The 10,925-nt window shown below is 67.2% G+C and carries 11 protein-coding genes; 6 read left to right on the top strand and 5 right to left on the bottom strand.

All coding sequences use genetic code 11. From position 1 onward, the window contains the following. From RMO40_RS06105 to RMO40_RS06090, 4 genes are all read left to right on the top strand, one after another. Positions 1-176, top strand: a 176-nt coding sequence (locus tag RMO40_RS06105) for a kynureninase/PvdN C-terminal domain-containing protein (RefSeq protein ID WP_489660115.1), incomplete at its 5' end; no start/stop codon positions are given. Then, complete coding sequence (gene kynA / locus RMO40_RS06100) at positions 173-1,012, top strand: tryptophan 2,3-dioxygenase (RefSeq protein ID WP_309717768.1); 840 nt, start codon at positions 173-175, stop codon at positions 1,010-1,012. The genes RMO40_RS06105 and kynA, both read left to right, overlap by 4 nt. Further along, positions 1,013-1,852, top strand: a complete 840-nt coding sequence (locus RMO40_RS06095; RefSeq protein ID WP_309717767.1) for a helix-turn-helix domain-containing protein — start codon at positions 1,013-1,015, stop codon at positions 1,850-1,852. A gap of 49 nt (positions 1,853-1,901) precedes the next feature. Beyond that, a complete protein-coding gene (locus tag RMO40_RS06090) occupies positions 1,902-2,357 on the top strand; it encodes a VOC family protein (protein ID WP_309717764.1) in 456 nt (151 codons plus the stop codon). Between the two features lie 14 nt (positions 2,358-2,371). On the opposite strand, the gene RMO40_RS06085 is transcribed toward RMO40_RS06090, so the two are convergent. From RMO40_RS06085 to RMO40_RS06065, 5 genes are all read right to left on the bottom strand, one after another. Further along, positions 2,372-2,887: a hypothetical protein gene (locus RMO40_RS06085; protein ID WP_309717761.1), complete on the bottom strand. Its 516-nt coding sequence runs from the start codon at positions 2,885-2,887 to the stop codon at positions 2,372-2,374. Between the two features lie 96 nt (positions 2,888-2,983). After that, positions 2,984-4,510 carry a Do family serine endopeptidase gene (locus RMO40_RS06080; RefSeq protein ID WP_309717758.1) on the bottom strand — a complete coding sequence of 509 codons (1,527 nt, stop codon included), beginning with the start codon at positions 4,508-4,510 and terminating at the stop codon, positions 2,984-2,986. A gap of 100 nt (positions 4,511-4,610) precedes the next feature. Beyond that, entirely contained in the window at positions 4,611-5,495 is an 885-nt protein-coding gene (gene yihG / locus RMO40_RS06075) for a 1-acylglycerol-3-phosphate O-acyltransferase, YihG family (protein WP_309717755.1), read from the bottom strand. A gap of 67 nt (positions 5,496-5,562) precedes the next feature. Beyond that, positions 5,563-6,690 carry an aminotransferase class V-fold PLP-dependent enzyme gene (locus RMO40_RS06070; protein ID WP_309717752.1) on the bottom strand — a complete coding sequence of 376 codons (1,128 nt, stop codon included), beginning with the start codon at positions 6,688-6,690 and terminating at the stop codon, positions 5,563-5,565. A gap of 56 nt (positions 6,691-6,746) precedes the next feature. Next, entirely contained in the window at positions 6,747-8,756 is a 2,010-nt protein-coding gene (locus RMO40_RS06065; protein WP_309717749.1) for a transcriptional regulator, read from the bottom strand. Between the two features lie 156 nt (positions 8,757-8,912). Between RMO40_RS06065 and RMO40_RS06060 the strand changes: the two genes are divergently transcribed. Both RMO40_RS06060 and RMO40_RS06055 read left to right on the top strand, forming a co-directional pair. Then, a complete protein-coding gene (locus RMO40_RS06060) occupies positions 8,913-9,767 on the top strand; it encodes a methyltransferase domain-containing protein (protein ID WP_309717746.1) in 855 nt (284 codons plus the stop codon). A gap of 44 nt (positions 9,768-9,811) precedes the next feature. Continuing rightward, a partial coding sequence (locus tag RMO40_RS06055) for a vanadium-dependent haloperoxidase (protein ID WP_309717743.1) occupies positions 9,812-10,925 on the top strand: 1,114 nt, incomplete at its 3' end.

Below are 10,925 nucleotides of genomic sequence, written 5' to 3'. Positions count from 1 at the left end.
TGATCGCACGCGGCGTGATCGGTGATTTCAGAGCGCCAGACATCCTGCGCTTCGGTTTCACCCCGCTCTACACCCGCTTCATCGATGTGTGGGACGCGGTCGAGCAACTCGCGCAGGTGCTGCACAGCGGCGAGTGGCGCGAACCGCGTTTCAACCAGCGGGCCGCCGTGACATGAGCAACACCGAAAAGATCGTCACCGACGAAGGCGCGAAGCTCGACTTTTCCAAGGACATGAGCTACGGCGACTACCTGCACCTCGACGCGGTGCTCAACGCCCAGGTGCCGCTCTCTCCCGACCACAACGAGATGCTGTTCATCGTGCAGCACCAGACCAGCGAGCTGTGGATGAAGCTGATGCTGCACGAGCTGAGCGCAGCGATGCAATGTGTGGCGAAAGACGATCTCGGCAGCGCCTTCAAGATGCTGGCCCGCGTGAGCAAGATCATGGAGCAGCTGGTGCACGCCTGGGACGTGCTGGCCACCATGACGCCGCCCGAGTACTCGGCCATCCGCCCCTACCTCAGCAACAGCAGCGGCTTCCAGAGCTGGCAGTACCGTTGCATCGAGTTCAGCCTCGGCAACAAGAACGCCGCCATGCTCAAGCCGCACACCCACCGGCCCGAGATCCTGGCGCGGGTCGATGCCGCCTGGCGCGCACCGTCTTTGTACGACGAAGCGCTACGACTGCTCGCTCGCCGCGGCCTCACGCTGCCCACCAGCCACACCGAGCGCGACTGGACCCAACCCTACGCCGCCAGCCGCGAGGTCGAAGAAGCCTGGCTGGTGGTCTACCGCGATCCGAAACAGCACTGGGACCTGTACCAGCTCGGCGAAGAACTCACCGACCTCGAAGACGCCTTCCGCCTCTGGCGCTTTCGCCACGTCACCACCGTCGAACGCGTGATCGGCTTCAAGCGCGGCACCGGTGGCACGGGCGGCGTGAGTTACCTCCGCAAGATGCTCGACGTGGTGTTGTTCCCCGAGATCTGGTCGCTGCGCACGGATTTGTAGATGTTGATCTCGCGCCGCCCCATGGCCTCGTTGGCGAACTTCGTCGACACGCTGTGGGCCAGCGAGCGTGGCGCCATGCCGCATGCACGCGAGGCCAACCTGCCCACCGGGCGGGTCGACATCGTGATCCCGCTGCTCGAGCACCAGGCCCTCACCCGTTTCACCGGCGCTGACGATGCACAAGGCGAGCGTTTCCTCGGCGCGGTGATCCAGGGCGCACAAGACCGCATGCACCTGCGCGACACGCACGCGGCCTCAGCCGTGGTGGGTGTGCATTTCAAACCCGGTGGCGCTGCTGCGTTTTTTGGTGGCGCCCTGCCCGAGCTGCACAACCGAACCGTGCTGCTCGACGCGCTGTGGGGCCCGAGCGTGGGGGTGCTGCGCGATGAGCTGCAAGAAACCCGTGGCCCGCACGCCCGCCTGCTGCGGTTGGAGGCCTACCTGATGGCGCGGCTGCAACACGCCCCACCGGCCGACACGATGGTGATGGCAGCACTGCAAACACTGGCCCGACAACCCAGTGCAGCATTCATCGAGCCGGTACAGCGCGCCAGCGGCTGCGGCCCGACCCAATTCATCAGCCGCTTCGAACGCACGGTCGGCCTCACACCGAAACGGTATGCGCGGGTGCTGCGCTTTCATGCGTTGATCCAGACCCTGGCGCTGGATGCACCGCGCGACTGGGCACTGACGGCCGCCGAGGCCGGCTACGCCGACCAGTCGCACCTCATCCATGAGTTCAAGCGATTGGCGGGCGTCACGCCCAGCGCCTACCGCGCGGTGGCGCCCGATCACCCGACGCACATGGTGGTGACCGAAAAAATCTCCAATACGCGCTGAACCTTGCGGCCTAGGATGCGCCCAAGTTCAATCCACAAGGAGCCTCACCATGACCCAGAACGCCATCCATGAGCTGTACGCCTACCTCTGCGTGCCCGACACCCAACAGGCCATCAACTTCTACACCCAGGCCTTCGGTGCACAAGAGTTGTACCGTCTCACCGAACCCTCGGGCCGCATCGGCCACGCCGAGCTGCAGATGGGGCCAAGCGCCGTTCTGATGTTGTCGGATCAGTACCCCGAATACGGCATCACTGCGCCGCCGCCCGAAGGGCTATCGGGCATGGTGATCCACCTGCATGTGGACGACAGCGACACGATGGGCCGCCAGGCCGTGGCGACTGGCGCCACCATGCTGAGCGAGCCCGCCGACCAGTTCTACGGCGAGCGCAGCTGCAAGGTGCGCGACCCTTTTGGCCACACCTGGCTGCTGGGCCACTCCATCGAGAAAGTGGCCCCTGAAGAAATGCAGCGCCGCTACACCGAGCTGATGAACAACAGCTGAGACAACGCTTGAGCTCAGCCGCCGAAGTTGTCGCTCGTGCCCTGCGGGAAGACGACGATCGCGCGCGTCGGCTTGCCATTGCCCACCGACACACGCTGCTCCTTCGTCTTGCCGGCCAGTGTGGTTTGCAAGCGGTACTGGCCCGCCGGCACCTTGGCCCAGAGGTACGGGCCGTCGGTCTTGGCGTCCAGCACCACGGCACCCTTGCGGTCGATCAGCTTCACCTGTGCGTCGGCCGAGAAGCCGTTCTTGGCGCCGTCTTTTTCGTAAACCTCGATGTTGAGCGAGTACTGGCCACGCGCCTGAGTGAAGGCCGGAATCTGCTCGTAAGGGATGCCGCCGGTCACGTAGCTCACGTCACCCGACGTGCGCGTCTCGGGCAGCGGAGCCGCCTCGCCCGCCAGCACCGACTTGGCCGCCTCACCCGGGGGCGGCGAGGTGGCGCTGGTCTGAGACCAGGCCGCTTGAGCCGCCATCAGCGCGGCGCAGGCCAGCGCGGGAATCAGCTTGGTCTTGAATGCGTTTGTCATGGTGTTCCTTTCAAGTGATTCAAGGAAACCATTGGGCTCGCAATCCCGGGCTGTGTTCTCGTGCAGACGCGGGTCGCGGCCTTGTCCTACGCGAGTTCAGCCAAGATTGACCGGCACGAAGATCCGTTCTCCTTCACGTTCGACCAACAGCGCCACGCTCTTCGGTTTGTTGCCCATCACGCTCTTGACCTGCTCGACCGAAGTGACCGGCCGGCCGTTGATGGCAATGAGCACATCACCCCGCTCGATGCCAGCCCGCGCGGCGGGTCCGCTCACATTTTCAACCAGCAGGCCGCCTTCGCTTTGCACCTCGCGGCGCTCCTCGCGCGTCAGCGGTCGCAGCGCGAGGCCGAGCTGGCCTGCACGGTCGGCGGGCTCGTCCGCTGCGGCCTGCTTGGCCGCTTCATCGGCGCCACCGAGCCTGGCCTCGAGGTCGATCGCCGAGCGGTCACGCCACACCTTGAGCTTGACGCGCTCGCCAGGGCTGGCCATGCCGATCACGCTGCTGAGCGAACCCGAACGAACGATGGGCTCGCCGTTGACCTCGGTGATCACGTCCCCGGGCTTCAAGCCCGCCTTGGCGGCCGCACTGTTGCGCGCCACGCTCGCGACCAACGCGCCGTCGGGCCGGGGCATGCCGAACGATTCGGCCAGCGCCTGGTTCACGTCTTGCACCGTCACGCCCAGGCGGCCGTGGCTGGCCTTGCCGGTGGCCACGATCTGGTCCTTGACCTTGAGAGCCACGTCGATCGGGATGGCAAACGACAAGCCCTGGTAGCCCCCCGATTGCGAATAGATCTGCGCGTTGATACCCACCACCGAGCCGCTGCCGTCGAACAGCGGGCCGCCCGAGTTGCCGGGGTTCACCGCCGCGTCGGTCTGGATGAAGGGCACCACCGAGTCGCCCGGCAGCGAGCGGCCCTTGGCGCTGACGATGCCTTGTGTGGCCGTCTGCTCAAAACCGAAGGGCGCGCCAATCGCCATCACCGGGTCGCCCACCTCGAGCTGCTTGGGGTTGCCCAGGCGCACGGTGGGCAGGTCTTTGGCATTGATGCGCAGCACCGCCACGTCGGTCACCGGGTCGCTGCCGAGCACCTTGGCGCTGAACTCGCGGCGGTCGCTGAGCTTCACGCTCACTTCCTTGGCGTCGCGCACCACGTGGGCGTTGGTCAGGATCAAACCATCGCTCGCAATGATGAACCCTGACCCCTGGCCACGAAACGGCTGCGAGGGTCCCTCACCCCGCCCACGCGGCTGCATGCCCGGCAGGCCACGGAAGAACTGGAAGAACGGATCGTTCTCCATGCCGGGCGGCAAACCTTGCTGCGGCGTGTTCGCGACCGCCTGCGTGCCCGACACGGTCACACCCACCACCGCCGGCCCGGCCTGGGCAAAGATGGCGCGGTAATTGGGCACGGTGGCTTGCGCCGGGATCGGCGCCACCGGCGCCATCGCGGCTGCCGCGGCGGTGGGGCCGCTCAAGGCGGCCATGGCCACAGGCGTACTCACGACAGCGGCGGGTTCGTTCTTCTTCAGCCAATGGGGCAGGCCAAACGCTCCAGCCGAGCCCATGGCCAACACGCCAGCGGCCACCAGGGTGGCATTCAAGGGGTTGAGTTTCATCGTGAGCCTCTTGTGTGATCTGTCTGCGCGGAACATTCCGCCTGACGCACAAGATAAAGAGGCCCGGTGAACGCTGCGTTAGGGCTCGGTTAGGCCAAGGTTAAGAACTCGGTCGCTGCAGCAGCGCCTCGATCAGCTCGTCTTTCTCGGCCCACTGCGCTTCGACCCAGGTGCTGATGCGCTGGCGGTAGGCCTTGTCGCCCATCGGGTCACTGCCCAGCACCTCGGGCGGGATCTCGCAACGCTGCACGCGCACGATCACCGCGTCGAGGCGGCCGCTCAACAAGTCCCAGAAAGTCGGTGCCCCATTGGGGTAGACGATGGTCACGTCCAGCAAGGCCTCGAACTGCTCGCCCATGGTCGCCAGCGCAATGCCCAGGCCGCCGATCTTGGGCTTGAGCAGGTGGCGGTAAGGGCTGTTCTGCCGGTCGTGCTTGGCCTGCGTGAAACGCGTGCCTTCCACGAAGTTGATCACCGAGGTGGGGATGCGCTTGAACTTCTCGCACGCCTCGCGCGTGGTCTTCAAATCGTTTTGCCGCGCGCCGTGGCCCTTGCCGCGCTTCATGAAGGGGAAGTCGAGCGCCCACCATGCCAGGCCGATCACCGGCACCCAGATCAGCTCTTGTTTCAAGAAGAATTTCAGGAACGGGATGTGGCCGTGGAACACCCGCTGCAACACCAGAATGTCGACCCAGCTCTGGTGGTTGCTCGACACCAGGTACCAGCCCTGCGGGTTGAGCTCGTTGACACCTTGCACGTCCCACTGCACCGGGCGCACGGCCGCAATCCAGGCGTTGTTGACGGCCACCCAGCCCGAGGCCAGCGCGGTCAGCACCCGGTCGCAGCCGCGGCGCACGGCCTCGAAGGGCAACAACAGCTTGAGCAGCGAGGGCGGTGCCAGGCTGCTGGCCACGATCAAGGTGTTGAGGCCGAGCGTGAAGCCGGTCAAGCTGCCGCGCAGTGCAGCAGGCAAACGTGAAAGCATGGTGACGGAACCTGCGGTTCGAGAGAGAGAGTCGGGCGATTGTGCGGCAGCCCGGGGCTGGCCTGGCTCAGCGAATCTTCGCGAGCGCCTGCTCCAGGTGGCCCAGCGTGCGGTCGATGTGGCCCAGCTTGTCGAGCCCGAAGAGGCCGATGCGCCAGGTGCGAAAGTCAGCCGGCTCGTCACATTGCAGCGGCACACCCGCCGCCGTCTGCAGGCCCAGCTCGCGAAACTTCTTCGATGAGTGAATGTCGGCATCGGTGGTGTAGCTCACCACCACGCCCGGTGCTTCGAAGCCAGGCGCCGCCACGCTCTTGAAGCCGTGGCCGACCAAGAGCGCACGCACACGGCTGCCCAGCTGCTGCTGCGCGGCGCGCGCGCGCTCGAAGCCGAAGGCCTTGGTCTCCAGCATCACGTCGCGCATGCGGGCGAGCGCGTCGGTGGGCAGGGTGGTGTGGTACGCGAAGGCACCACCTTCGTAGGTTTCCATCATCTGCAGCCACTTGCGCAGGTCACAGGCAAAGCTGGTGCTGGTGGTCTTGTCGATGCCCTCGCGTGCGCGCTCGCTGAGCATCACGAAGGCGCAGCCTGGCGAACCGCTCCAGCCCTTTTGCGGGGCGCTGATGAGCACGTCGACCTGGTTGGCCACCATGTCGACCCAGATCGCGCCCGAAGCAATGCAGTCGAGCACGAACATGCCACCGACCGCGTGCACCGCCTCGCCCACGGCGCGCAGGTAGTCGTCGGGCAGCAGCATGCCGCTGGCGGTCTCGACGTGCGCGGCCAACACCAGCGCCGGTTTTTCGCGCTGGATGGTGGCCACCACCTCGGCGATGGGCGCCGGCGCATACGCCGCTTCGGGGCCCGTTGCGATGGGCCGCGCCTTCAGCACCGTGGCCGAAGCCGGAATCGAGCCCATGTCGAAGATCTGCGTCCAGCGGTAGCTGAACCAGCCGTTGCGGATAACCAGCACCTTTTGCGCGGTGGCGAACTGGCGGGCCACGGCTTCCATGCCGAAGCTGCCGCTGCCCGGCACCACGATGGCCGATTTGGCGTTGTAGGCCTCTTTCAAGGTGGCCGAGATGTCGCGCATCACGCCTTGAAATTTTTGCGACATGTGGTTGAGCGCACGGTCGGTGTAAACGACCGAAAACTCAAGCAGGCCTTCGGGGTCGACGTGGGGCAGCAGTCCAGGCATGGCAGGTCTCGTTGATGGCTTCGAGGCAGCTTAGCACCGGCGTTTGAAGTCTGGCTTCAGGGCTTTTGCGACGACCGGCGGGCCGCTTGGCGGATCAAGTCCGCACCCTCCGAACCGTAGTGGAAGGAGGCCAGAAAATCTTCCACCTGGTAGCCGGGCTGGGCGCGCTGGACGGCCGCGGCCAGTTGGTTCGCTTCGTCGCCGCGGTCGGCCAGCGCGAGGCAGTACTGCGCAATCGCCAGGATGTGCACGTGCGCATTCGGCCGGGCCGCGGCCTTGATGGCCCAGTCGGCCGCCTCGTCGTGGCGGCCCAGGCGCATCAGCCCCAGTGCGCGGGCGCCCATCATGGCGAAGAGCATCGGGTCGAAGGGGCTCAGCGCGCGCGAGTGATCAGACTCATTGATGGCCGCCTGCGGGTCGCCCGACTGGGCATGCACGAAGGCCAGCGTGTAGTGGCCATGCGCAAAGTTGGGGCTCAGGTCGACGCAGGTGTCGAGCTCGGCCAGCGACTCGCTCAAGCGCCCGCGCAGCCAATGGGCGCGGCCCAGCGCCCAGTGGGCCGAGGGGTCGAGCTCATCGGCCATCAGGCCTTGCGAGGCCACGCGGTAGGCCGACTCTGCGGCTTCGTCACGCCCGGCCCAGCCGAGAAACGCGTCCTGGAAGTGGGTGAACGACAAGCCGGCGTAAGGCCGCGCGAAACCCGGGTCGAGCCGCACCGCCATTTCGAAGAAGTGGCGCGCCTGTTCGTTGTCTTCGCGGTTGAAACGCATCATGTGCCACAGGCCGCGGTGGTGGGCTTCCCAGGCGTCGAGCGAGCTGGGGGCCTTGAGGATGGCGCGGTTGCGCTCGGCCACCTCGATCTGGCTGGCCACCGCGGCCACGATGCGGTCGCCGATGATGTCGAGCCAGCCGAAGGTGTCGTCCTGCTTGCCGGCAAACACCTCGGCCCACAGCACACGCGCGCTGCGTGTTTCGGTGAGTTGCACGGTGACGCTCACCCGCCCGCCGGCTTCGTGGCGCAGCGATCCGCCAGCCACGTAATCGACGTTGAGCCGGCGACCGGCGTCTTCGGCGCCGATGCGCCGCTCGTCGAGCGCAAACACCGTGCCTTGCGCGATCACGAACATGCTGCGCAGCTTGGCCAGGCGCGTGATGATGTCGTGCGCCAGGCCGTCGCCCAAACCCCCGCGCACCGCCACGCCACGCGTGCGGTCGGTGAAGGGCATGACGGCCAGCGAAGCGCGGCGGTGGGTGGCGGTGGGCTCGGGCACCACCACGGGCGGCGCGTCGGCCAACACGATGAGCCCGCTGCCCGAAGGCGCCGCATGCCGCTGCTTGGCGGCCCGCCAGGCGAGGCCGATGGGCGCCCAGTCCTGGCCTTCGGCGTCGTACTGGCGCGCGGTGGCGGCCAGGTGTTCGTCGCCCTCGCGCAAGCGTCCGCCTTCGGCCAGCGCCTCGAACAGCCGCTCATGCGCGCGCACATCGAACGGCGCGAGCCGCAGCCAGGCCTCGATGCAGGCGATGGCCTCGCCTGACCCCGCGGGCAACACCAGGGCCAGGCGCTCCAGCACCGCCACCTGCCCGGCCCGAAAACGCCGTCGCTGCGCGGTGAGCCAGGCGCTGTAAGCGGCGCTGCGCGGGATCTCCAGGCCTTCGAGAAAGTCACCCCGGAACTGCGCGGCCAGTGCGCGCAAGGCGCCGGCGTCGAGTGAGGCGATGCCGCTTTGCAGCGTGTGGCTGACCCGCAGCACATCGACCTCGCAGCCGGTGAGGTCGAGCCGCAACGCGTCGCCATTGGCCTGCACGCGGGCGTGGCCGGGCTCGTCGAGCACCGCGCGCAGCTTGCTCAGGCACCAGCGCAGCTCGCCGCGCGGGTCGTTGGGCAGGTCCCAGAGCAGCTCGCACAAGTGGCTGCGCGACACCTCGTGCGCGGCCATGGCCAGGTAGGCGGCGAGGGCGCGCACCTTGCGCGAACTGGGCAGCGCCAGCGGCTGCGCCCCGCGGCTCACCTGCAGCGGCCCGAGCAATTGCAGCTGCAAGGCGGCAGGTTCAGTGCGAGATTCCACGCCCTTTTCCACGCCGATTACCACGCTGCCTCCCACGCGAGGGTTCGACAGTGCGTGTCGGGGCAAGCGCTGCGTGCCCAGGCACCGCCAGCTGAGCGCCGGCCCCGCCAAGCGGGGCGAGACACATTCGATGGACCCACTTTTGGAACACACCTCATGAACACATTTTCTACCGCCGTGGCCGGCACGGCACCCCCTACCGTCACACCCGACTTCAACGCCATCAAAACCCGCCAAAAGGCGGCCTGGGCTTCTGGCGACTATGCCGTCGTCGGTACCACGCTGCAGATCGTCGGCGAGTCGCTGTGCGAAGCGCTCGACCTGCGCGCCGGCCAGCGTGTGCTCGACGTGGCCGCCGGCAACGGCAACGTGACCCTCGCCGCCGCACGCCGCTGGGCCGAAGTGACCTCCACCGACTACGTGCCTGCCCTGCTCGAGCTGGGCCGCGCCCGCGCTGCGGCCGAAGGCCTGAGCCACATCGATTTCCGCGAGGCCGATGTCGAGGCCCTTCCCTTCGACGACGCCAGCTTCGACGCCGTGGTCTCCACCTTCGGCTGCATGTTCGCCCCCAACCCACCGCGTGTGGCCAGCGAGATGCTGCGTGTGTGCAAGCCCGGCGGCAAGATCGGCATGGCCAACTGGACACCCGATGGCTTCATCGGCCAGCTGTTCAAGACCATCGGTAAACACGTGCCGCCCCCAGCCGGCGTGAGCTCACCCGCGCTGTGGGGCACACGCGAACGCCTGGCCGAGTTGTTTGAAGGCGAGGTTCGCCAGATCCACGTCGAACAACGCCAGTTCATCATGCGCTACCGCTCGCCCGAACACTGGCTCGACGTGTTCAAGACCTACTACGGCCCGGTGCTGAAGGCCTTTGCGGCGCTCGACGCCGACAAGCAGCCGGCCCTGGCCGACGACCTGCTCACGCTGATCAGCCGCTTCAACCGCGCTGACGACAACACCATGGTCGCGCCCAGCGACTACCTGCAAATCGTCATCACTCGCAAGTGATTTGTCATCACTCGCAAGTGATTCACCCCAAAACGGAAACACCCATGAAGATTGCCCACAACAGAAAGGCCGCATTGGCCGCCGGCGGCCTGCTCGCCCTCACCCTCCACGCGCAGGCCGACGTGGTGACCGACTGGAACATCAAGGCCGGTGAGCTCGTCATCGAAGCCAAGCTCGGCACCCCACCCGCCAACCGCGTGATGGCCATCGTGCAGACCGCCGTGCACGAAGCCGTCAACACGGCATCGTTGCGCCAAGCGGGCGACGTGACGCTCGATGCCGCGGTGGCTGCGGCCAACCGCAACACGCTGCTGAAGCTGATCCCGGCGCAAGAGCCGTCGATCACCAGCGCCTACCAGGCCGCACTCGCCAAGCTGGCGGACGGCCCCGCCAAGGCCGCGGGCATCACCGCCGGCGAGCAAGCCGCTGCGGCCGTGCTGGCGCGCCGCGCCGACGATGGCGCCGCCACGCCCGAGCGTTATCGCCCGCACACCACGCCGGGGGCCTATGTGCCGACCGCCGCGGTAGCCGCACCGCAGTGGCCGCAGCGCAAGACCTGGCTGCTGGCGAGCGCCGCGCAGTTTCGCCCTGGCCCGCCGCCTGCGCTCACCAGCACCGTGTGGGCGCGCGACTACGAAGAGGTCAGAACCCTCGGCAGCAAGGCCAGCAAGCAGCGCAGCGCGGAGCAGACCGAGGTGGCGCGCTTTTGGGATTATTCGCTGCCCCCGATCTACCACGGTGTGGTGCGTTCGGTCGCCCACATGCCGGGCCGCAGCGTGGCGCAAAACGCGCGCCTGTTTGCCACCGTCACGCAGGCGATGGACGACGCGATGATGGCGGTGTTCGACGCCAAGTACCACCACAACTTCTGGCGCCCCGTCACCGCCATCCGCAACGGCGAGGCCGACGGCCACCACGCCACCCAGGCCGAGCCGGGCTGGGCCTCGCTGATCGAGTCGCCGCAGCACCCCGAGTACCCGAGCGCGCACGCCATTCTGGCCGCGACGCTGGGCACCATCCTGCAGGCTGAAGTCGGCAACGGCAAACTGCCGGTCTTGAGCACCAGCAGCCCGACCGCCCAGGGCGCCACCCGCCGCTGGGCCCAGGTCGACGACTTCATGACCGAAGTGGCCCACTCGCGCATCTGGGGCGGCATCC

Source organism: Rhizobacter sp. (assembly GCF_031412075.1).
Classification (GTDB): domain Bacteria; phylum Pseudomonadota; class Gammaproteobacteria; order Burkholderiales; family Burkholderiaceae_C; genus Rhizobacter.
This window is presented reverse-complemented; position numbering and strand designations above follow the sequence as displayed.